Genomic DNA, 24584 nt, shown 5'->3' on the forward strand with positions numbered 1-24584 from the left:
CTTCACGAACCACTGTCACTGCTGGTGCAGTTCCGACAAATGATTTCTCAGGTACGAATGTCACTGTTCCGTCTGGGGCTACTGTGTAAGTACCAACACCTTCAACTGTCTTCGTAGTTGAACCATCGTCAAATGTTGCTGGAACATCATCGTTCATTGGTACACGGCTATCACCTTCAGTAAATTCAGGCTTACCTGTTTGAGTTGCACCTTGAATGTCTGTAGATGTTGCTGGCTTAGCTGTTGGAGTTACAGGTGTAACGGTTGGTGTGTAGGTTGCAGTAACTGGAGTACCGTTCTTATCAACACGTTTCACTGTTACGCCTGTACCTGTTCCTGTGAATGATTTTTCTGGTACAAAGGTTACGGTTCCGTCTGGAGCAACGGTGTAAGTTCCTTCACCTGGAATAACTTTTGTTGTTGAACCATCTTCAAAGGTAGCTGGTACATCATCATCCATTGGGATAGCAGGGTTACCAGGTGTGAAGCTTGGTGTACCTGTTTGAGTTTGACCTTGGATGTCTGTAGATGTTGCAGGTTCAGCAGTTGGTACAACTGGAGTGATCTTAGGTGTGTAAGTTGTCTCAGCAACAGTTCCGTTTGTATCTTTACCTTGAACCTTAACTGGAACCACATCACCTGAGTATGATTTATCCGTTGGTGTGAAGGTCACAACACCTGTTTCTTTATCAACGGTGAAGGTACCAATTTCTTTACCTTCTGGTGATTTAGCAACTACAGATTCTGCTGGCTGACCATTTTCGTCAAGAAGAGTAATGGTATCCTTGTCGATTGGTGCAACTGGGTCACCTTCAGTGAAGGTCACAGTTCCAGTTTGAACCACACCTTGAGGGGCTTCTGATTCAGCTGGAGTCGCTGTTGGAGTTACTGGTGTCACAGTTGGTGTGTACTTAGCAGTAACTGGAGTACCGTTCTTATCGACACGTTTCACCGTTACGCCTGTACCTTCTCCTGTGAATGATTTTTCTGGAACAAATGTTACGGTTCCGTCTGGAGCAACAGTGTAAGTTCCTTCACCTGGAATCGTCTTGGTTGTTGATCCATCTTCAAATGTTGCAGGTGTATCATCATCCATTGGAACATTTGGATTACCTGGTGTGAAGGTTGGTGTACCTGTTTGCGTTTGACCTTGTTTGTCAGTAGATGTTGTATCTTCTGCAGTTGGTGTAACTGGGGTTACGGTTGGTGTATATGTCGCAGAAGCTTTAGTTCCGTTCATATCTTCACGAACAACAGTTACCGCTGGTGCAGTTCCGACAAATGATTTCTCTGGTACGAATGTCACTGTTCCATTTGCTGCTACTGTGTAAGTACCAACACCGTTTACAGTCTTCGTAGTTGAACCATCTTCGAAGGTTGCTGGAACATCATCGTTCATTGGTACACGGCTATCGCCTTCAGTGAATTCAGGTTTACCAGTTTGTGTAGCACCTTGGATATCTGTAGATGTTGCTGGCTCAGCTGTTGGAGTTACTGGTGTCACAGTTGGTGTGTACTTCGCTGTGATCTCAGTACCGTTCTTATCCACGTGTTTCACTGTTACGCCTGTAGCAGTTCCAGTGAATGATTTTTCTGGTACGAAGGTTACGGTTCCATCTGGAGAAACAGTGTAAGTTCCTTCGCCATCTACTGTCTTAGTGGTTGAACCATCTTCGAAGGTCGCTGGTGTATCTTCATCGATTGGAACATTTGGATTTCCTTCGGTGAAGGTTGGTTTACCAGATTGTGTTTGACCTTGAATATCTGTCGATGTAGCATCTTCAGAAGTTGGAACAACTGGAGTAATCTTCGGTGTATATGTTGTTTCAACTGTAGTTCCATTTGTATCAGCTGCTTGAACCTTAACTGGGACAACATCACCTGAATAAGATTTATCTGTCGGTGTGAAAGTAACTACACCTGTATCTTTATCAACTGTGTATGTACCGATTACATCACCTGCTGGTGATTTCGCTTCTACTGATGCTGCTGGTTGACCATTTTCATCAAGAAGAGTAATCGAATCCTTGTTAATTGGAGCTACTTCATCACCTTCTGTAAAGGTTACAGTTCCAGTTTGAACAAGACCTTGAGGTCCAGTAGATTCAGCTGGTGTTGCTGTTGGAGTTACTGGAGTTACAGTTGGTGTGTAAGTCGCAGAAGCTTTGGTTCCGTTCTTATCTTCACGAACAACGGTTACGGCTGGTGCTTTACCTGTGAATGATTTTTCAGGGACAAAGGTTACAGTTCCGTCTGCTGCTACTGTGTAAGTACCAACGCCATCAACTGTCTTAGTAGTTGATCCATCATCGAAGGTTGCTGGAACATCATCGTTCATTGGCACACGGCTGTTGCCTTCAGTAAATTCAGGCTTACCTGTTTGAGTTTGACCTTGTTTACCAGTTGAAGTAGCATCTTCAGCTGTTGGTGTTACAGGCGTTACAGTTGGTGTGTAAGTCGCAGAAGCTTTGGTTCCGTTCATGTCTTCACGCACAACCGTCACTGCTGGAGCAGTTCCAGTAAATGATTTCTCAGGAACAAAGGTTACAGTTCCGTCAGTTGCTACTGTGTAAGTACCAACGCCATCTACTGTCTTGGTAGTTGAACCATCGTCAAATGTCGCTGGAACATCTTCGTTGATTTCAACAGTTTTCTCAACGCCATCAACCGTTACAGTTCCACCCTTGAATTCAGGTTTACCTGTTTGAGTAGCCCCTTGAATATCAGTTGTTTCAGCTGGTGTTGCTGTTGGAGTTACTGGAACAATTTCAGGAGTGTAGGTTGTATCTACCTTGATGCCGTTTGAACTTTCAGCTTGAACCTTAACAGGCGTTACTTTACCAGTATAAGATTTGTCAGTTGGTGTGAAGGTTACTTGTCCAGTTGCTGAATCAATTGAGTAAGTACCGATTTCAGTTGTACCATCTTCAGCATAAGCTGTTGTACTTGAAACTTCATTTCCATCTTTATCCAAAAGTGTGTAGCTATTATCTTTAATCGTGATCGCTTTATCTTGACCATTTACTTGAACAGTTGTTCCTGCAAAGGTTGGTGTTCCAGTTTGTGTCGCACCTTGGATATCTTTAGATGTAGCTGGATTAGCTGTTGGAACAGCTGCTACAACTGTTGGTGTGTAACTTGCATCTGAAGTGATTGTTGCAGTCTTACCGTCTGCATTGGTAATTGTTGCAGTCGCTTGGACTTTCACACCAGTTGCAGTTCCGACAAAGTCTTTTTCAGGTGTGAAGGTTACTGCTCCTGTAGTAGGATCGATTGTGTAAGTTCCTTCACCTGCTACTGTTACAGTTGTTTCATCAGTCGGTTGACCTGTTGCAGGGTCAATCAATTTCTTACTTGTAATTTGAGCAGTTTCATCATCACTCAATGCAAATGTAGGAGTTTCTGTTTGAGGAACATTTTGAATGTCTTCAGAAACTTTATTTGTTGGAGTAAGGGTGACTGGATTTACAGTTGGTGTGTAAGTTGCAGAAGCTTTGCTTCCGTTCATGTCTTCACGAACAACGGTTACGGCTGGTGCAGTACCAGTAAAGCTTGGGTCTGGAACAAATGTAACAGTACCGTCTGCTGCTACTGTATAAGTACCAACGCCATCTACTGTCTTAGTAGTTGAGCCATCGTCAAATGTTGCAGCAACATCATCGTTCATTGGAACACGACTGTTACCTGCAGTAAATTCAGGTTTACCAGTTTGTGTAGCACCTTGAACACCTGTTGTTTCAGCTGGTGTTGCTGTTGGGGTTACTGGTGTTACGGTTGGTGTGTAAGTCGCTGAAGCCTTAGATCCATTCATGTCTTCACGAACAACCGTTACAGCTGGCGCAGTTCCGACAAATGATTTCTCAGGAACGAAGGTTACGGTTCCATCTGCAGCTACTGTGAAAGTACCTACACCGTCTACAGTCTTGGTTGTTGAACCATCTTCGAAAGTTGCTGGAACATTTTCATTGATGGCTACTGTCTTCTCAACCCCATCAATGGTTACTATTCCACCCTTGAATTCAGGTTTACCTGTTTGAGTAGCACCTTGGATATCTTCTGTTTCAACTGGGGTTGCTGTCGGTGTTACAGGAACGATTTCAGGTGTGTAAGTTGTGTCCACCTTGATACCGTTTGAGCTTTCAGCTTGAACCTTGGCTGGTGTCACTGCACCAGTGTAAGATTTATCAGTCGGTGTGAAGGTTACTTGTCCAGTTGTAGGATCGATTGAGTAAGTACCGATTTCAGTCGTACCATCAGCAGCATAAGCTGGTGTCGTTGAAACTTCGTTACCATCTTTATCGAGCAATGTGTAGCTATTGTCTTTAATGGTAATAGCTTTATCTTCACCATTTACTTGAACAGTTTTTCCTGCAAAGGTTGGTGTACCTGTTTGAGTCGCACCTTGGATATCTTTTGAAGTTGCAGGGTTTGCTGTTGGAACAGCCGCTACAACAGTTGGTGTGTAAGTTGCATCAGATGTGATGGTTGCTGTCTTACCGTTCGCATTGGTAATCGTTGCAGTCGCTTGAACTGTCACACCAGTTGCAGTACCAACGAAGTCTTTTTCAGGTGTGAAGGTCACCGCTCCTGTAGTTGGATCGATTGTATATGTACCTTCCCCTGCTACTGTCACCGTTGTTTCGTCAGTCGGTTGACCAGTTGCTGGATCCACCAATTTCTTGCTAGTGATTTCAGCAGTCTTGTCGTTACTCAAATCAAATGTTGGTGTTTGAGTTTGAGGAACATTTTGAACATCCTCAGAAACCTTGTCTGTAGGAGTCACTGTGATAGGTGTTACAGTTGGTGTGTACTTAGCGGTTGCTGTCTTAAGGTATTCATCACGGACGGTACCGTCTTTATCTCTTCCGACAGGTGCTGTTACGGATACGGTAACACCTTGAGCTGTACCTGTGAATCCTGGTTCTGGAACAAAGGTTACTTTACCAGTAGCATCATCAATGCTGTATGTTCCTTCGCCTGCTACTGTTACAGAGGTTGCATTGGTTACTTGACCAGTCGCTGGGTCCACCAATTTTGCAGGGTATGTAAGACTAGGAGTGACAGAGATCTTTTCGCCATTAGCATTTGTTGTCGTTGTGTTAAAGGTTGGTGTACCGGTTTGAGTCGCACCTTGGACATCTGATGAAGTCTTATCTACCCCTTCAATTTCCGTTGGTGTAACTGTTGGGATGTATAGACCGTCCATGGTATTGATGGCAGTATCGACATTGGCTTCATCGGCTGGGAATTTTGTTGACCAACCCGTATCGTAGCCATTGCTGTCTGTACGACGAATAGAGATACCATCCGCTGTTCCAAGGAAGTGATCTTCAGGAATGAACTCAACATCCACAGAAGTTCCGTTTGGAGTGATCTTGTACTTCCCTTGACCAGCTACAGCATAGTAGCCATCTGCGCCAGGTGTAACGACTTGCCCTGTACGGTTATCTATCATTTGTGGAGCTACTGTTTCATCAATTTTTGCTGGCTCAGTTAGGCTATAGCCTTGCAAACCACGAGCGGTAAAGGCTACAGTTGCAGTTTGTTTTTCGCCTTGAAGGCCAGACGTTGCTTTGACTTCACCTTTTGGTGGGTGAGTAACCTGAGTTCTGAAGTCTTCGACTTCCCCTGAGAAAGCCATTCCTGTAGGTTTTTCGATTTGATCAGCATCCTTAGCAATCCGGACACGTACACCTAGTTCATTGACACTAGGATCGATATAGGTTTTGCTCTTGGTGAATCTTAGAGTAACAGAACCATCCTTGGTAATAGTAGCCAAGTCAGAGCGTTCATCTTCATCAAAGGTGCCGTTTTGGTTAAAGTCAATCCAACCATAAATATTGGCTTGAGGCGCCCCATCTGTATGAGCTTCAAGAGTGATGGTGTAGTTCCCTGGATGCGTACGATCCATCTTGATCATCTCATTGGTTGTCCCTTTGAGGTCAGCTGGGAGCAATTGATCAACTCCTTCATCAGCTGTCGTTGCATTATCATCACCAAACCAATCATGTGCGTTGTTTTCATCCATATCTGGGCTCAAGTGACCAAGATAAGGTTGAGTGACTTTGTTACCTGTTATCCCATCAACGGTTGCGATAGAGTGGATAGCCTTACCATAAGACTCCGGTGCATCCCCTTCATCAAGCGGGAAAAATCCAAACATAGCTGACTGTTTCCCACCAGAGACGATATAAAGACCAATCTCAGAAGCCCCCTTAGTCATAACAAGAGGAACAGCAACAGAACTTGCAGAAATATTTGGTCCAAACACTCCTGTTCCGAGACCTCCAGTTGTTAAATCGGAACTACCAAAGTATTTCCAAGCAACCGCTTTTTTATCCGGTCCAACTTGATTTGAACGTCGAAGTTGGTCAAGGTTCGTCCTATAGAGACTCATGCCATTTATATTAGTGGAAGGATTTGAGCCAAATAAATTGTCTGTATCTTGTGGAATAAAAGTTTTAGTAGCTTTATTTCCGTATTTATACCACTCACCAATTTGTTGCCATCCTTCTCCGTTTGTAGTGAACATAAGCAATTCACCTGGGTTAGCGGACTCACCATCCGCCATGACAATGGCAGGTTTGACTACTTTTCCACGGAAGGTCGCAGAAATTTCAAACTGAACACCGATATTGCCACCATCAAACTCGGAACTGATGGTTGTTTTTTTAGCCCCAGTATTGATGCCTTCACCCTTTATTTCTGACCATCTGGTTTGAGCTTCGGCAACAACTTTGGCTTCTTCACCAGCACTAAAAGCTGCTTTCGTATTATTTGTAGTAGCCCCATTCACATAACCATTTCTAGCATTTGGATCATAGGTCGCTTTTTCAGCAGCCGTCGCTCCTCGGTCTTCTAAACGCTTTTTGTAGATTTCTGTTGCTTGGAAGGGTTTCAAAGATTTGACTTTGATGGTGACCACATAACCCGGCATAATTTCCTTAGTATAGGCAGACCCTACTTGAAGGGCAAGATTCCCACTCGATGTCGTCGTTGTTCCTGTCCAGTTAGCCACATCTCCAAAATCCAACCAAGAGATTTGGCTAGCCAAGTCAGTAGCTTTGATATTAGTAGTGAAACCTGGTTTTGCTTCTTTCGGAGTTGAAGTGGCATCTTGGACATCATCTGCGATGAGGTTTGGATCGTTTGGATCACCAATAGAACGACGGCTACGACGTTTACCTGAAGTTTCAGGTGTAACTGCAGATGTTTCACTCGATGCTGGCACACCAGCTACTAGTTGAGTGCCCTTATCAGTACTTGTTGAAGTTACTTCTGTGGCCTTATTTTCTGGCGTAACTGCTTCTAGGCTTGGTGTTGCCGCAGCAGTTGATGTAGCTGCAGCAGTTGATGTTGCTGAAGCTGCTGTACTTGTGCTACTTGCTTCACTAGTTGAAGCAGGTGCTGTTGATGTTGCTGCAGCAGTTGAAGTCTCTGGTGCAGTGATTGCTGCGTTTGCATCATAAGTCGATGTCGTTTCAGCAGTTGATGCTGCTGAAGTTGCTGTGGCTGTTGAAGTTGCGGGCGCTTCTGACGCTGTTGCAACCGCCGCTACACTTTCATTTGTTGTATCTTTCTTTTCTTCTGCGGCTGCACTTGCGGCTGTCCCAACCATAACAAGTGTTCCCAATAGTACTGAGCAAACCCCCACATTCAGTTTACGAATTGAGAATCTGCTAATACGATCATTAAATAAGTCTTTCCCCATCTAATGGACCTCCATATTTATCTATAAATTAACATTCTTTTTAAAATTGTTTAGTTTTTACAAACTTTATCTATTTTAACAAAATCCGAACGATTTTCAAAACATTTTAACTCAAAAATGAGTAAAAATTTTTAGCTAAAATTGTTTTAATTCTAAAAGGATTTTACCAATTGATCAAGGCATCAAAAAACCTTGATTTATTACTAAATGGCAAGATCGAACTTCAATTGTGGCTTCACTGGATCGTAATCGACCAGTTCAAAATCTTCTGGTTTGATGTCAAAGAAATTGGTTCCATCTGGTACATTCAAAACCAAGTGTGGCTGACAATCTGAAGGCTCCCGACGAAGTAACTCTTCAGCCTGTTCAAATTGATTATCATAAATATGAAGGTTATTAATGAAGTAAAAGAACTTTCCGACCTTCCAGCCAAAGTGCTTGGCGATCATCATTTGAAGAGCTACATATTGCATGGCATTGATATGGTGGGCTACCAACATATCATTTGAACGCTGGGTCAGGGTCGCATCTAGATAGATCTCCCCATCCACGCGCCGTACGTCAAACATGGTCTGAAAAGCACATGGCAAGAGTCCGTCGGTCTCCTCAAAGGCATCATAATCCCAGAGGGAAATAATATTGCGGCGATTCCAAGGATTGGCTTCTAATTGCTTGAGGATCTTATTCGTAATATCATGCTTCTTGACCACTGCTCCGTAACGTTGTCCAATCGTCCGGCTATCTCCCACTTCCCAGTCATTCCAATAATGGACATTGTACTTGTCTTCTAAAAGGTCTAAGCTATTCGACTGATCCTGGTAAATCCAGAGCATCTCTTTGATAGCTGATTTAATCGCGATGGGACGAAGGGTCGTGATAGGGAACTCGCCTTTTGCAAGGTCGAATTCCATAAAGGCTCCCGTGATGTACTTGGAGTTGGCTGTTCTACCATCCTTGTACTTAGGACGCGCCTGCTCAGACCAGACCCCTTCTTCCATGATTTTTCGAATGTTTTCTTTAAAAATTGTATCTGCTTTTGTCATATACTCTCCTTGAATCCAGTTTTGTCTTCATTATATCACAGGAGACAGAAAAAAAGGAGATCCCAGCACGAGCCAGATCTCCATTTCATCTTATTGTAATACAAGGAATGCAGCACCGATTACACCGGCGTCATTTCCCAAAGTAGCAAGTGCCAATTGAGTAGATTCACGCACTTGTGGGAATGAGTTTTCTTCAAAGACCTTGCGCACGCCGTCCAAGAGGAAGTCTCCAGCAGCGGAAACCCCACCACCGATAACAATCTTAGATGGGTTCAAGGTTGAACCAATGTTGGCGGCAGCAAGTCCAAGGTAACGTGAGAAGTTCTTGTAGACGATCAAAGCAAGAGCATCGCCTTCTTTTGCCAGGTCAAAGACCGTTTTAGCTGTTACTTCTTCTCCGTTGTCGATCAAGACTTTCAATTGAGAGTCTCCTTCGTACTCATCAGCGTAACGACGAGTCAAGTTGACGATACCAGTTGCTGAGGCAACCGTTTCAAGACAGCCTTTTTTACCACAGGTACATTGGATTGGATCATCAAAGTCAACAGTGATGTGACCAAGCTCACCAGCAGCTCCACGTACACCATGCAAGAGACGACCTTCAGCGACGATACCACCGCCGACACCTGTACCAAGTGTCATGAAGACAACATCTGGTTGGTTTTCACCAGCCCCTTTCCAACGTTCACCCAAAGCAGCAACGTTGGCATCATTATCGATAAAGAATGGAATATGAAGGGCACTTTCGATCTTTTCTTTGACTGGTTGAAGAGTCTTCCAGTTCAAGTTGTAGGCACCGATAACGGTTCCTTTTTCTCGGTCAACGACACCAGGTGAACCCATTCCAATTCCTTGGAACTCAGAAGCATCAAGCCCAAGCATTTTCAAACGATGCGCGATTGATTCGATCATATCATCTACGATATGGCTGCCTTCATCCAAGATATTTGTTTTAATAGACCATTTTTCTTGAACTTCTCCATCCAAGGTAAGAATGGCAAATTTGATGGAAGTTCCTCCAAGGTCAATCCCAATAATTTTTTTAGACATCTATTACTCCTTTCAACCTGTAAACACTTACAGATCTATTATATCAGACTTTTTATCAAACGCAAAGGTTTGCACGTAATTTTTCTTAACTTTTTAACAAGAGACTGAAGGATTGTAGTCCTAGAAGCAGGAAAATCAAACCAATAATATTTAATAGAAAGACGCTAATCGAAAGCGGACTAACGATTAGGAATAAACCGATGAAGAGCTGTACCAAGGCAAAGAAAATATAACGCTTAGATAGTTCTTCAACCTTCCTAGAGTAAAAATTAGCTTTTCGGAAGTTTAAAATCGAACGGTAGATCAGCCAAATTCCTAAAGTGACTGGAAAGACAATCGGCAAGGTCTTGTAGCCATAGAGCAGTAAGTAGACCGCAAAAACCAAAGCGACCATACTGTGAAAGAGCTGTTGCTGCTGGATGATACCAGCTTGGCGCAATCTGTAATAGCGTGAAAAACGCGAAAGGGAGATTAAAAAGAAACCACAGGAAATCAACCAGCTAAATGAGCCAATGTGCTCAATCGGATTGATAAACAAGACGATACCGATAATAGTAAAAATAGTGGCTGAAATCCCAAGGGATATCCGGTTCAATTGATTCATAGGGCCTCCTTATTCATCTAATTCACTCAGGTATTCATAGCGATCGTATTTCTCAAGCAATCGCTCATTTTCCTGATCCAATTCCTTTTGAAGGGCTGACAATTTGCCAAAGTCAGAGCCGTTTTCATTCATCTCCACTTCAATCTCTGCAATCCGATTTTCAATGGCTTCGATATCTGCTTCAATGCTCGCCCACTCTTGCTTCTCCATATAGCTCATACGCTTCTTCTCTTCTTTTGGCTTGATAGGTTTCTCTTTTTCAACCTTGTCACTGGCCGTTACTTGAGCAGCTTCAAAGGCCTTCTCATCCAGGTAATCCGTATAATTGCCAAAGAACTCCCGAATGCCCCCATTTTCAAAAGCCAGGATCTTACTTGCTACCTTATCAAGGAAATAGCGGTCGTGGCTAACGGTAATGACGGGACCTCCAAAGTTTTGAAGGAAGTTTTCCAAAACCGTCAAGGTAGCGATATCCAAATCATTGGTTGGCTCATCGAGGAGAAGCACATTGGGTTTTTCAATCAAGAGTTTTAAGAGAAAGAGGCGTTTCTTCTCCCCACCGGAGAGTTTTTCGATCAAGGTTCCGTGCATGGAACGTGGGAAAAGAAATTGCTCCAAGAGATCTGCAATTGATGTCGTCCCAACGGTCGTCTTCACTTCCTCAGCAACTTCCTGGAGGAAATTAATCACGCGCTTGCTCTCATCCAAACCATCGATCTGTTGAGAGAAATAAGCCACTCGGACGGTTTCCCCGATGATGACTTGCCCAGACTGTGGCTGTAGTCGCTCAGCGATCAAATTGAGTAAGGTGGACTTGCCGACACCATTATCCCCAACGATCCCGATGCGGTCCTTATTTTGCACCAAAAGGTTAAAGTCCTGTAAAATCGGCTTGTTTTCAAAAGCAAAACTCACATCTTTAAACTCGATGACTTTCTTTCCGATCCGGCTGGTTTCAAAGTTCATCTCCAAATCTGTCTGGTTGCTTTGACCAGACAAGTCTTGCTTGAGATCATGGAATCGATTGATCCGCGCCTGTTGCTTGGTCGCACGCGCCTGGGGTTGACGTCGCATCCAGGTCAACTCCTGCTTATAGAGTTGCTGCTTCTTATGAAGAAGTGCAGCATCACGCTCGTCTTGCTCAGCCTTTAAGCGGACATAATCCTGGTAGTTGCCTTGATACTCGATCAAGCTAGCTCGATCCAACTCAAAGATCCGTGTCGAGATATTATCCAAGAAATAGCGATCGTGAGTAATGAAGAGCACCGTTTTCTTAGAGTTCTTTAAGAAATTGGTCAACCATTCGATGGTATCAATGTCTAGGTGGTTGGTCGGCTCATCTAGTAAAAGCAGGTCGTGGTGAGACAGCAAAACCTGTGCCAGTTGCACCCGACGACGCAAGCCCCCAGATAGGTCCCCAACTTTGGCGTTCAAGTCTTCAATTCCAAGTTTGGAAAGGACTGTCTTGACCTGACTCTCAATTTCCCAAGCATTGAGCGAATCCATCTCCGACATGACCTTTTCAAGACGGGCTTGGTTCTCTTCTCGGTAATCCGCCATCAAGAATTCATAATCGCGAATCAGCTGCATTTCGCGCAAATCGCTAGATAACACTGTATCCAGAACCGTCTTTTGATCATCAAAGTCTGGCTCCTGGGTCAAGTAGCCAATTGTATAATCACTCTTGGCAGAAAAAGGACTCACATCTCCATCAAAGCCAGAGCGACCCGACAACACATCTAACAGCGTCGTTTTCCCAGTTCCATTGACCCCGATCAATCCGATCCGATCCAAGTCGTGAATGATAAAGGAAATCTCACGAAAGACGGTCTTATCTCCGACAGATTTGGTTAATTTATCGACAATAAAATCGCTCATTTTTCCTCCTCTTTTGCTTGCTGGATATAGGCGATGATGGCCTCTTTCTCATTACCCAGTTCCCCATCGACGATGGCATATTCGATTTTTGTCAAAATGTCTCCCAAGGCTGGACCTGGTTGAAATCCGTAGTCTTTGATCAGCATACCGCCATTGACCACGACTTCATGCTTATCATGAATGGTCAAGCTATCATAAACGCGCTCAATGGCCAAATAATCCACACTCAAGGCATACGCTTCCCGGAGCTCTTCAGCCACTAGCAACAAACGCTTCTCATACTTGTAACAGGCACGCTTGTCTAGACTTCCTTTTTCTCGGAGTTTTAGAATCTCCACGATCTGCTCCACCGTCTTGGCAAACTCTCTAGAGGTCTTCCATTTTTTAAAGAATTTTGGAATATCTTGAATCTCTAGTGCTAAGACCAGAGCAGCCCAGGCTTGCTCAGAAGTTGAAAAGGTATATTCCAACTCTATGTCAAACAAACGCTCGATTGCTTCTTTGCGATCCTTCATCTCTGGCAGATAGTGATAAGCACCACTTGCAAGCATGGCCTCCAAGCCCTGTCTCCAGAATGGAGAAAGCAAGAGCTTATCAAACTCGATGAAGGTGCGCTCTACAGAAATCTTCTCTAGTAAGGGAGCGCACTCCTTCATGGCATCAAAGGTTGCCTCTTCTAATTCAAATCCAAGACTGGCTTGAAAACGAAAGCCTCGCATGATCCGGAGTGCATCTTCGTTAAACCGTTCATGAGGAATCCCAACCGCCCGAAGGACCTTGTTTTCTAAATCTTCTAGTCCATGAAAGAGGTCAACAATTTCTCCTTTTTCATTTAAAGCAAAGGCATTGACGGTGAAATCACGGCGCTTGAGGTCTTCTTCAAGTGAGCGCACAAAAGACACGGAGCTTGGACGGCGATAATCGACATAGACATCCTCCGTCCGGAAGGTCGTAATTTCATATTCTTGCCCATTTTCAAGGACCAAAACGGTCCCATGTTCGATACCGACATCAACTGTTCGATCAAAAATCGCCTTGGTCTCTTCTGGGTAAGAGGAGGAAGCGATATCGACATCGTGAATGGGACGATCCAAGAGAGCATCTCGGACAGATCCTCCGACAAAATAGGCCTCAAAACCAGCTGCTTTAATCTTCTCTAATATTGGTAAAGCCTCCTGAAACTCAGAAGGCATCTTTTCTAATCTCATAGTAAGTGTTCCAAACCATAAACAAGCTCATGACGCTTGACAACTTCTTTAATCCCTAGATTTACTCCTGTCATGAAGGAAACACGATCGTAGGAATCATGACGGAGAGTCAACCCTTCGCCTTGGCTACCAAAAATCACCTCTTGGTGAGCGACTAGGCCAGGCAATCGAACTGAATGGATGCGCATCCCTTCAAACTCAGCCCCTCTTGCTCCAGGCATCAACTCTTCTTCATCTGCTGCACCTTGCTGGATCTTCTCGCGCTTCTCAGAGATCAACTCAGCGGTTTTAATCGCTGTTCCACTCGGTGCATCTTTTTTCTTATCGTGGTGCAATTCGATGATTTCCACATTTGGGAAATACTTGGCTGCTTGCGCTGCAAATTGCATCAAGAGCACGGCTCCAATGGCAAAGTTCGGAGCAATCAAGCCACCCAAGCCCTTTTCACGTGAAAGGTCTGTCAATTCTTGGATCTGCTCAGGAGTGAATCCAGTCGTTCCCACAACAGGCGCAAAGCCATTTTCAATTGCAAAGCGAGTATTCTCGTAAGCGACCTTGGGCATGGTAAAGTCCACCCAAACATCTGCCTCTAGACCCGCAACATCTTCTTTGCGGTTAAAGACAGGGACTCCTGCAACCTCTGTCTCATCAGTAAATGGATCGATCAAGCCGGCTAATTCTAGCTCAGGATCTTCTGAAACCATCTTGTAGGCTGCTTGTCCCATTCTTCCCTTGAAACCTGCGATAATGACTTTAATTGACATAGAATTCTCCTTAAACGATAGGGATATATCCAACTGCTAAGCTATGGTCACCTAAGTGCGTCCCAATCACCCCTCCAAAGGTAGCAAAAGGAATGTCACCTTCCACTCCTTCTTCTATGAGTAGTTGGCGAAGTGCCTCTGCTTTTTCAGGGACATTGGCATGGATGACAAAGACTTGGTAATGACCATCTGCGATATCTGATACAACAATCTCTACCAAGCGTTTCATGGCTTCTTTTCCGTCCGGACTTTCTCAAAGACCTCAATCACGCCTTCATCATTAAAATGAAGAATAGGCTTGATGCTCAAGAGATTCCCAAGAATAGCAGCCCCATTTGACAGACGGCCACCTTTAACCAAGTGGTTCAAATCATCCACCATGATATAGGCAGAAATTCCATCAATCTGGTGTTGGACATTGGCAACAATCTCATCGAAGGAACGGCCTTCACCAGCCCATTTCAAGCAGTCTTCTGCCATCATTCCTAGAGGAGCACTAGTGATTTTTGAGTCCGGAAATTCAACGGTCAGACCTTCAAACTCATCCTTCAAATATTGGATATTTTGGTAGAAACCAGAAATACCAGATGATAAGAAAAGACCGATAGCATGCGTATAGCCCTTAGCTGTCAAGCCAGATAAGACTTCTTCTAACTCTGCAACACTCGGCTGGCTAGTCTTTGGCAATTCCTTAGACGCCGCCATCTTTTGGTAGAACTCATCATGTGTCAGGTTCTTCCCTTCAACATAAGACTCCCCATCTATATAGATCGGGATCTCTAAAATAAATAAGTCGTCGTGATGGAGCACGTCTTGCGGTAAATAGGCAGACGAATCCGTGATCACTGCTAATTTCATTGATTAAAACTCCAAATTAATACCCGGTAAATCAAGGGCAATTTCTGTGACTTCGTAAGTCAAACGGTTGAGCATATTCAAGCAAGGGCGAGCCAATTCTTCCACTTCGTCTTTGCTGAATTCACTTGGTTCATTGACATAACGACCAAACAAGTGGTTGATTTGAGTGATGGTTCCGCTGATCACAAAACCGTCAAAAACGATCATATAGCTCAAGATCACAATCAAAGAAGTTGTGTTTTGTTCTTGATCACGATTGATTAATTGAAAGTTTACATCTACTTTTGTTTCAGGGATGCCATTTTCTTTTTCCCACTCAAAATTACGAGCATCATAGTGGTATTGGCTGACAAATTCTTTTTCACGTTGAATATCCATTTTTATTCTCCTAAAAATATGCGATAGGCTTATTATATCATAATTCAGCTCAAGATACCAACGTAGAATGAGGTGATTTTTTCGCTAGTACAAGAAGAAAAGATCAGAAAAGTTTGGCCAGTCTTTAACTTGTTTTGCCCAATTCTTCGCTAACTCTTTTGTAAGGATCGAAAAAACAAGATAAAGACTTTTGAATGACGATTAGTCATAATAATACCAACCGCCATCCCTATAAATTCTTATGGGTTGCATCTCATAAATTCCAAATTCCTTTGGTGTGCTGGTAGCATTATCTATAGAAAAGCCAACCATGAATTTTGTTTGTTCATTCTGATTCACCTTTCCTCTAAGAGTTAACATATAGCCACCACCTTGAGGTGTTCCATTGCCTACCTGTCCAACTTCCATACTCTCCCAATCAAACTGAACACTTTTAACCTTAGGACTCAAAGATTTTACAAAATCAGCCATATCTTTTTCATGTTCCCTTAAATAAGCCAGTTGCTTCTCTCTAGCGCTAAGTTGCTTACTTGATTGAGTGTCATTTGAAAAGATGCTTTGTTTTTGACTAGCGATAATTATACCCCCTGCTAATACAGTAGCGATGGCTAAAAGAATTGCCAGTTTACCTTTTTTCATGCTTCATCCTCCTTGATAAGGACAAGTTATAATAATTGTATCGAAATATGAATAGATTGCAACAACATGACTAGATGATATTTATGTCGGAAAAGAAAAAGCCACGATTTCCGGACCTTTCTTTAAACTACTACTGCTCGACCAAAACCTGACGTTGCTTGTTCAGCTCATTATCTTTCTCCACATCATAATATCTGTCAAACTCATCCTTGGTATTCACTTGATGGACTTGTCCATCCGTACTCAATTCTGCCGGAATTGTAATTCCTTCATAGAGATTCGTATTAGCGGGAACGAAGAGTTGGTAAAGCTCAATAAACTGTTGGACATTTCCGTAAACAGTATCATAGTCTAGTTTGGAATCAATCAGAATATAAAACTGAGAGTCCTTTTTACTTAATAATTGATAGGCTTTTGGATCTTTTGACTCCAGTACACTGTTATTTAATACATTTATTCTAAAGGATAGCATATTTTGATTTATGCTATCAACCCCAGTTGTCGTACTAAGATTATCCGTAGTTTCTGAAATTCTATCTTTTAATTTACCTAAATCTACAAAAATATCTTGACGATTATTTCGTTGCATTTTCGTATCTTCCCACTCAATTTGCTTTGTCTCTAGATTTAGCCAAAGATATTTACTAATAGTTTTTTCTTCAGTAGTTAGATAAGATTTGATAGGTAGATAATTTTTCCCATCTTTTTCTACAATCGCTTCAATTTCTGCTGGCTTATAAGTCTTATTATATTTTTTTACAAAACGATAAAGGTCTAGATCTTCTTTTTTTAAGGTGTGATTTTGTATTTTATAGATTGAAAGTTTGAAATAACCTTCAGAATCATCTTTTGGAAAAGACATTGTTGGTATATTCTTTAATCTTTTTATATTCTGACGAATAATATAGCGTTCATTAGATGCCCCATGTACACCTAAATACTTTTCACTTAAATCTGGATTGTACTTTGCAAATAACTTATCTTCTTCAGGAGTTAGGGATTTCCAATGAACCACAACACCTCGTCCATCATCCAAGAATTTATAAGAATCAATTTCCCATTGACCTGTGTAGTAATCATAGTTCTTATATTTATCACGCTCCTGCTTGGCTTTTTCTATTTTTTGCTGATGTTGATAGGCAAAAAGTCCAAAAACAGCGACTGCAATTACTAGAACTAACGAAACAACAATAATAATTTTCTTTTTCATTTATCCCTTTCCCTTTTCTACTAAAAATCTAATCCATTGCAAAAGTTTTTTAGAGATCTATTCGTCAAAATATTCGCCTCCTACACGAAGTGGACCACCGCTACCAATTCCTTCAACAGAATCTGTATCATCGTTCTTAGTGTCTTTTAAATAAACCAAAACACTCCAACTTGAATTTTGGATGTGGTTAAAACCTCCAAAAACTCGAAGGACTTGACCGCCGCTCTGAGGGGTACCATTTCCTACTTCTTCCCATTGTGTTTCATCCCAAGCAATCTGGACAGATTCAACTTTAGGACTTAAAGATTTCACAAAATCTTCAATTTCTTTCGCATGCTTTTTTACATCTTCTAACTGTTGTTCCTTGGGACTGGCTTGCTTTACTTGATGACTATTAATTGAAAACAAGTTTGGATATTGAGAACCGATAATGGCCACTCCTGATAACGCAATTGCTGTAAATCCCAATATGAGAACTTTCTTCTTTTTTCTCATTGATCCTCCAAGAAAAATGCTTTCTACTATCATATCGAAATCTATAGAGATAAGCAACTTCATCACTAGTTGGTGTTTTTAGCAATAAAAAAGGGAGTGGGAAAGAACTCCGTAAAATAAAAAAGTTGAAAAGGTTCCCCAAACCTTTTCAATCTTCCCACCCCCGCACAGTTGATTAGGTCATCTTTGGAGCTTATAAAGTGAACAAAGATGCCAATCAACCACTGCGTCATATATTTATTTTTATAAGACTTCAAAGGCTGGACGATTTTTGCCCAGCCTCTTTTAGTCATGTTTAGTTTTTAGGTTTGCGAAGCAATCCGAACAAGATACCACTTACGACTGCACCGATCAATACGAACAAGATGTATAGAAGTGGATTTGATGTAAGAGCGATAACGAAGATTCCTCCGTGAGGAGCCATGAGTTTCAAGCCTGCAAGACCAACAAGGGCACCTGTCAATGCTGAACCAGCAATGAAGCTAGGGATGGCACGAGCTGGGTCAGCTGCACCGAATGGAATGGCACCTTCTGTGATGAAGGAAAGACCCATAACGATGTTTGTCAAACCTGAATCGCGTTCTTCTTGTGTGAATTTATCTTTAAACAATACAGTTGCTACGAATACTGCCAATGGAGGACCCATACCAGCTGCCATAACAGCTGCCATAACAATAGAACCACCTGAAGCAACAGATTCAGCAAGTGTACCTGTAGCGAAGACATAAGCGGCTTTGTTAACTGGTCCACCCATATCGACAGCCATCATACCGCCGACGAGAAGTCCAAGAAGGACAGCTGAGCTACCTGACAAGCTTGAAAGGAAGTTGTTAAGACCAGTATTGATAGCAGCCATTGGAATATTGATGAGGAACATCAAGAATCCTGTCAAACCAACACCAAGTAATGGCAAGAGAAGGATAGAGCGGATACCATCGAGTGAACGTGGAAGACCTGCAAGGGCTTTGCGAAGCAAGAGAACAATTCCACCTGCAAGGAAACCACCTACCAAAGCTCCAAGGAAACCTGATGATACGGCTGCTGGCAATTCACCTTTAGCAGCACCGTAGGCGATATTTCCAAATGCTGACCCTGAGCTAGCAATAGATCCAGCGATAAACCCTGCTACAAAACCAGGTTTTTCAGCGATTGAGAATCCAATGTAACCTGCAAGTACAGGAAGCATGAAGCCAAAGGCTACACCACCAATTGTTTTAAATTGTGCCGCTAATACATGATAAGAACCAAGACTAGACAATTGATCTTGAGGCACGCCCATGATTTGGTCAATCAAGAAGGCAAGGGCGATCAAGATACCACCACCGATAACGAATGGAAGCATTTGAGAAACCCCACTCATCAAGTGTTTGTAGAAAGCTCCACCCAAGCTTAATTTTTCTTGGCTAGCGCTAGCTTGTGCAGCATTTTCTGCGTGGAAGACATCTGCTTTGCCGTCCAAGATGGTTTGAATCAATTCTTCTGTCTGACGGATACCAGCTGCAACTGGTTTAGAGATCAATTTTTTGCCATCGAAACGAGCGGTTTCAACTGCCTTATCTGCTGCAATGATGACCCCTTCAGCTTTGGCGATTTCTTCAGCTGTCAAGCGATTGCCGACACCAGATGCCCCGTTGGTTTCAACGCGGACTGTAACACCCATTTCTTCCCCTTTTTTGATGAGGGCTTCTTCTGCCATGTAAGTGTGGGCGATCCCTGTTGTACAAGCTGTAACGGCAACGATCAGAGGTTTGTCAGATGAAGCTGCTTCTTTGACTGCTTCTGCTTTTTTCGCTTCTTCAGCTGCAGCTTCTTGCTCTTCTGCATCAAAGGCTGCGATCACTTGATCAGGAGTGCTGGCTTGGCGAAGTTTGTCCGCAAATCCTGGTTTCATCAAGTACTTAGACAATTCAGCAAGGGCTGCCAAGTGAGTGTCGTTTGCGCCTTCTGGAGCTGCAATCATGAAGAACAAGTCTGTTGGTTGGCCATCAAGTGATGCGTAGTCCACACCCTTGTTTGATTTTGCAAACAAGACTGTTGCTTCTTTAACTGCTTCATTTTTGCTGTGCGGCATAGCAATTCCGTCACCCAAACCAGTTGAAGTTTGTGCTTCACGGTTCATGATCCCAGCTTTGAAAGTTTCAAAATCTGTCACCACACCATTGTCAACGAGCGATTGAATCATCTCATTGATCACGCCTTCTTTATCTGTTGCTTGAAGATCAAACAACATCACGTTTTTATTTAAAACGTCTTGAATTTTCATAGTTTTTCTACCTCTACTTTTTCATAAGTTTCTTTAATATAGTCCGCTGTCGCCAAATCATCTGAGAAGGTGGTCGCTGTTCCACAAGCCACGCCCCATTTGAAGGCTTCAATGACATCTCCTGTCGTTGCGAGCTTCCCAGTGAAGCCTGCTACCATAGAATCGCCAGCTCCGACTGAATTCTTCACTTGCCCTTTGATTGGTTTTGCGAAGTAAGTACCGCTTGGACTGACAAGGAGAGCACCATCACCTGCCATGGAAATAATGACGTTTTGTGCTCCTTTGGCCAAGATTTCTTTGGCATAGCGTTCGATTTCTGGCAATTCCGTCAAGGTCACGCCAAAAATAGCTCCCAACTCATGGTTGTTTGGTTTGACCAATTGGGGATTGAACTCCAAGGAATCAATCAGGGTTTGCCCTTCAAAGTCACAAACCACTTGCGCACCTGTCGCACGTGTTGCTGCGATCAATTGTTTGTAAATGGCATTTCCAAGTGAAGATGGGGCAGATCCTGCAAAGACTACCACATCATCTGATGATAAACTCGATAAGATGTTGAGCAATTCTTGCAACTGAGCTTCCGTCACTTCTGGGCCATTCCCATTGATCTCTGTTTCCTCATCAGCTTTGATCTTGACATTGATCCGTGTATCTTGGTCCACTGTCACAAAGTTGGTGGAAATGTCTTCGCTGGTCAGTACGTCTTCAATGAAACGTCCGGTGAAACCACCGATAAATCCAGTCGCTGTGTTCTCGATATCGAGACGCTTCAAGACACGACTGACATTGATCCCTTTACCACCGGCGAATTTATCTTCCGAAGCCATCCGATTGACCGCTCCGGTCTCTACATGATCGAGACGGACAATATAGTCAATTGCTGGATTCAGTGTAACTGTATAAATCAAACCTCTATAACCTCCGTTTTTTCTTTTAAAACCTTTAATCGTTGCGGTTCACTTTGATTGGTGATAATCATTGCTCGCTTGATAGGAGCCACTTTGACAAAGGATGTCACCCCAATTTTCGAATCATCCGCTAGGATATAGGTTTTTTTCGCATTTTCGATAATCGCACGCTTGACAGATCCTTCTTCCAGGTCTGGAGTGCTGTAAAATTCATCATCGATTCCATTCATACCAAGAAAGGCTTTGTCAAAATTCAACTGACCGATCTGATTGAGCGCGATCCCTCCGATACTAGCATCTGTTGAAGATTTTACCTTCCCACCGATGATGACCGTTGGAACATTTCGCTCGACCAACTTGGTCGCATGGTGAATCGAGTTGGTCACCACGGTTACCGTTGGATTGACAATTTCTTGTACCAAAAGTTCATTGGTCGTCCCGGCATCGATAAAGATCACATCATGATCTTTGATCAATTCCGCTGCTTTTACAGCGATCTTTGACTTAACTTGAATGTTTTTGATAGATTTTTCTTTATTGCTTTCTTCCTCTTGAAGAAAATGCAGGCTTTCCGCACCGCCGTGAACCCGGCGAAGTTTACTTTCAGCTTCTAATTCATCCAAGTCACGTCGAACCGTTGATTCAGACGTCCCCAGCTCTTGTACAAGGGTTTCTAAGGAAACAAATTTTTCCTTCAGTACCTTCTCGAGGATGAATTGTTTTCGTTCAGACTTAAGCATTTCTCCTCCTTTTGCAATCGATTACAAGGACTATTATACTCCATCTCCAAAAAATGTCAACACCTTTTATCATTTTCTATCATTTTCCTTCAAAAATTCTAAAATTGTACAAAAAAAGAGCAGGAAAGAACTCATTTTGTTAAGCGAGTTCTTTTCCCACCCTCATATATCTTCTTTGAAGAGTTTAAGCAATAAAGTGTCTAAGCATCCACTCTATCTTAGGTATGTCTTAATCATTTTTTGAAGATTGTTTCTTTTTCTTGAAACCAAACAATCCAGCAAGTAGCCCGACGGCAACACCTGTTGTTGCTACTGCATATTTGGAAGAATCTTTACTTGCCACAGTTTCGCTGTTTTCTTTTTTGGGTTTGATTTCTTCTACTTTAGCTTCTTGTTTTGGAGCTGGACTAGCTGTTGGTGCTTGCACTTTCGGACTATTGGTAGTTGTTGGAAGAACTGTTGGTCTATCCGAAAAAGTAGTTGGATTACTTGAGCGGATATCCATTGGCATATCTGCTGCTTCTAAAATAGCTGGATCTATCCGTGAGGCTAGATCTTCATATTGGGAATTCAACAGTTCCACGACACTTTGATAAGATTGAAGGGTTGTGAATTCTGCTTCCAATTTTTCTTTTTTATTCTCTAAATTAGCCACCGCAGCTGATAAAACAGATTGGGCTTTGACCAATAATTCTGGTGCATTTTTAAAGTCAGAAAGACGTTTTTCAGCAGCAACCAGGCGCTCTTGAGCTGCCTTCAAGCCCTCATGAGATTCTCGAACGACTTGGGCTTTTTCTGCTTCTTCTGCTTTTAATAGATCTAATTTCTCACGAGCGGCCGCTAACAAATCTTTCGCTTTTTGAAGGGCTGCTTCTTTTGGTTGGATGGTTGCTTCAATCCGACCTCGAGATACATCAAGAGTCGCTTTTGCTTTTTCAACTGCATGATCCTTGCTGACAAGAAGAATTTTGTAGTTTTGGATGGTCTTTTGCACATTGGCCATCTCTACTTCCACATTTGAATTAGTATGGCGGGCATCTTCTAATTTGCCTTGCAAGATAATGATTTGGGACTCTTGATTGGCCTTGTCCAGCTTGAGGTTAGCGACTTCATCAGATTTTGCTTTGACATCTGATCTTGTCGTTGTAGCACCAGCTCCCTGACGCAATTGGTAAGCAAGTGCATTGGTTGACACTGCTGAGGTAACAGGACTGTGTAAGAAAGCTGCTTCTGACATGGCATTACTTGGGTCATAAGCCACTGATAAAGCCGTTGCTTTGTTGTCCACCATTTGGAGGTAATGACCAACCTTGGCAAAGGCCTCAGCCCCAATCTTCATATAGATGTCGTTGGCATCGATTTGTGTTTCGTCTGTCGGTAGACCGTATTGAGCTGCTACTTCTTGGTAAGCCGCTTTTTCATTGTACCAAAAGTCTACTGCACCAGAAGGTGAGAAGCCATAAGCGATGTTTTCGTTTGGCAAATACTTAAACATATGCCAGTTGGCTTTCTTGAAGTATTCCAACTGTACTTGACTGGCAGGAAGGGAATAAGGATCCAGTTCCAATTCAGGCAAGCCTGCATTGCGACGATAGCTATTAATGGCATCCGCAATTTCAAGAGCTCGAAGATTGGCTTGCAAGGATCCAGACTCTCCAACCGTTAAGCCGTCTTCTTCACGACCACGCTTGTAAAGGGCTAAAGCACTTGCTGCAGCTTCATTGCCATTGTCAGCCAAGTGTTGCAAGTAGCCTTCGTAGGTTGCTTGACTCAACTGGACAGGGCTATTGGCCGCTGCTTGTTCTAAGGCTGCCAATTCTGCTTCCTTGGTTGCGATGACCGCTTTCAAATCTGTCAGACGCGTTTGAGCCAGTTGAATATCGCTCTCAATTTGAGCCACTGTATCAGCCCCATTCTGCTGACTCGCTTGCAAGGTCGCGAGATAACTCTGAGATTCTCGAATACTTTGCTCGACTTGGCTTTGCTCCAACAAGGCCTGGTTTAGCACATTCTCATCATTAGAAATTGGCGCTTTGGCTTGGTTCAATTCATTTTGTGCTACATCGACCAAAGATTCCTGAGCTGTAACCTGATTTTCCTGTTGACGAACAGCCTCTACAACTTGATCATGTGCAGCTTCCGCCTCTCGAACCTTATTTTCTTCGATGGTCACATAGGCTTGTGCCACCTTAACGTCATTTTCTGCGTTCTGAATTTGTGCATTCGAAGTCGTTGCGATCAGGTTTTCGGCATCCGTCACTTCTGCTTTCTTTTCTTCCAGTTCTTGTCCAGCCGCCTTAACTTCCGTTTGAGCATCGATCACTTTTTGCTCTTGGTAGTGGACATCTTTCACCACTTGGCCTTTTTGAGCTGTAATTTGCTTCAACTCATCGACTGTAATAGGCTTCTCAACCACCTCAGTGCTATTGGTTTCTGCATTTTCATTTTGCTTCACTTCTTCCGCACTAGCCTTATGATGAAACATTCCAGACAGTACCGTTGTCGCCGCAACTCCTGTCGTAAAAACCGATTTTCCTAATTTCTTTCCCATTAAACTCACCCCCAAAACTGAATCATTTTCTTGAAGTTTCTCTACCCCCTAGCATACCACATTTTGTTACCAATAACTAGTAGGTTTAAAAAGTTTTTTTCATAAAATTTTGAGGCAAAAGAAAAACAGCTAAGGCTGTTATAGAATGTAGACAAACTATTTTAAAGTAAAATAAGTTAAATGATTCTGTAAAAAAATTAAAATGAGTTTTAATTTTAATATCGATTCAGAGGAATACCGAAACTTTCCACTGTGAGAAAAGTGCCTGAAACAATAACGTTTCA

At 42.8% G+C, this 24584-nt stretch carries 15 protein-coding genes and 1 pseudogene; all 16 read right to left on the bottom strand.

The features are described 5' to 3' along the window. The coding region (locus HMPREF2704_RS09525) for a CshA/CshB family fibrillar adhesin-related protein (RefSeq protein WP_070846458.1) at window positions 1–7711 on the bottom strand (7711 nt) is incomplete at its 3' end. A gap of 203 nt (window positions 7712–7914) precedes the next feature. Beyond that, window positions 7915–8754 carry a thymidylate synthase gene (locus HMPREF2704_RS09530; protein WP_049507824.1) on the bottom strand — a complete coding sequence of 280 codons (840 nt, stop codon included), beginning with the start codon at window positions 8752–8754 and terminating at the stop codon, window positions 7915–7917. 90 nt (window positions 8755–8844) lie between these two features. After that, window positions 8845–9804: an ROK family glucokinase gene (locus HMPREF2704_RS09535; RefSeq protein ID WP_049507826.1), complete on the bottom strand. Its 960-nt coding sequence runs from the start codon at window positions 9802–9804 to the stop codon at window positions 8845–8847. Window positions 9805–9889: 85 nt separating this feature from the next. Then, window positions 9890–10408: a hypothetical protein gene (locus HMPREF2704_RS09540; RefSeq protein ID WP_049507828.1), complete on the bottom strand. Its 519-nt coding sequence runs from the start codon at window positions 10406–10408 to the stop codon at window positions 9890–9892. Window positions 10409–10417: 9 nt separating this feature from the next. Further along, window positions 10418–12286, bottom strand: coding sequence for an ABC-F family ATP-binding cassette domain-containing protein (locus tag HMPREF2704_RS09545; RefSeq protein WP_049507830.1), 1869 nt, complete (start codon window positions 12284–12286; stop codon window positions 10418–10420). After that, a complete protein-coding gene (locus tag HMPREF2704_RS09550) occupies window positions 12283–13494 on the bottom strand; it encodes a CCA tRNA nucleotidyltransferase (protein WP_049522725.1) in 1212 nt (403 codons plus the stop codon). The genes HMPREF2704_RS09545 and HMPREF2704_RS09550 overlap by 4 nt, the downstream gene beginning before the upstream one ends. After that, the gene (gene dapB, locus HMPREF2704_RS09555) at window positions 13491–14258 is read right to left on the bottom strand and encodes a 4-hydroxy-tetrahydrodipicolinate reductase (protein ID WP_070846459.1); all 768 of its coding nucleotides are present in this window, start codon (window positions 14256–14258) and stop codon (window positions 13491–13493) included. Before dapB ends, HMPREF2704_RS09550 begins: the two co-directional genes overlap by 4 nt. Before the next feature lie 10 nt (window positions 14259–14268). Next, window positions 14269–15116, bottom strand: a pseudogene (locus HMPREF2704_RS09560) (DegV family protein). A gap of 3 nt (window positions 15117–15119) precedes the next feature. Next, window positions 15120–15494 (bottom strand): DUF1149 family protein, encoded by a 375-nt coding sequence (locus HMPREF2704_RS09565; RefSeq protein WP_003001888.1) that lies wholly within the window; start codon window positions 15492–15494, stop codon window positions 15120–15122. Window positions 15495–15695: 201 nt separating this feature from the next. Continuing rightward, entirely contained in the window at window positions 15696–16133 is a 438-nt protein-coding gene (locus HMPREF2704_RS09570) for a hypothetical protein (protein ID WP_070846461.1), read from the bottom strand. 130 nt (window positions 16134–16263) lie between these two features. Further along, complete coding sequence (locus tag HMPREF2704_RS09575; protein ID WP_070846464.1) at window positions 16264–17343, bottom strand: hypothetical protein; 1080 nt, start codon at window positions 17341–17343, stop codon at window positions 16264–16266. 57 nt (window positions 17344–17400) lie between these two features. After that, on the bottom strand, window positions 17401–17838 hold the full coding sequence (locus tag HMPREF2704_RS09580; protein ID WP_070846466.1) for a hypothetical protein: 438 nt from the start codon (window positions 17836–17838) through the stop codon (window positions 17401–17403). Window positions 17839–18133: 295 nt separating this feature from the next. Further along, window positions 18134–20101, bottom strand: a complete 1968-nt coding sequence (locus HMPREF2704_RS09590) for a PTS fructose transporter subunit IIABC (protein ID WP_070846470.1) — start codon at window positions 20099–20101, stop codon at window positions 18134–18136. Next, on the bottom strand, window positions 20098–21009 hold the full coding sequence (gene pfkB, locus HMPREF2704_RS09595; protein WP_070846472.1) for a 1-phosphofructokinase: 912 nt from the start codon (window positions 21007–21009) through the stop codon (window positions 20098–20100). The genes HMPREF2704_RS09590 and pfkB overlap by 4 nt, the downstream gene beginning before the upstream one ends. Beyond that, window positions 21006–21749: a DeoR/GlpR family DNA-binding transcription regulator gene (locus HMPREF2704_RS09600; RefSeq protein ID WP_031573070.1), complete on the bottom strand. Its 744-nt coding sequence runs from the start codon at window positions 21747–21749 to the stop codon at window positions 21006–21008. Before HMPREF2704_RS09600 ends, pfkB begins: the two co-directional genes overlap by 4 nt. Before the next feature lie 229 nt (window positions 21750–21978). Continuing rightward, window positions 21979–24300 carry a CAP domain-containing protein gene (locus HMPREF2704_RS09605; RefSeq protein WP_070846474.1) on the bottom strand — a complete coding sequence of 774 codons (2322 nt, stop codon included), beginning with the start codon at window positions 24298–24300 and terminating at the stop codon, window positions 21979–21981. Between the last annotated feature and the right edge of the window lie 284 nt (window positions 24301–24584).

It is taken from the genome of Streptococcus sp. HMSC076C09 (genome assembly GCF_001837905.1).
Taxonomy (GTDB): Bacteria; Bacillota; Bacilli; order Lactobacillales; family Streptococcaceae; genus Streptococcus; species Streptococcus parasanguinis_I.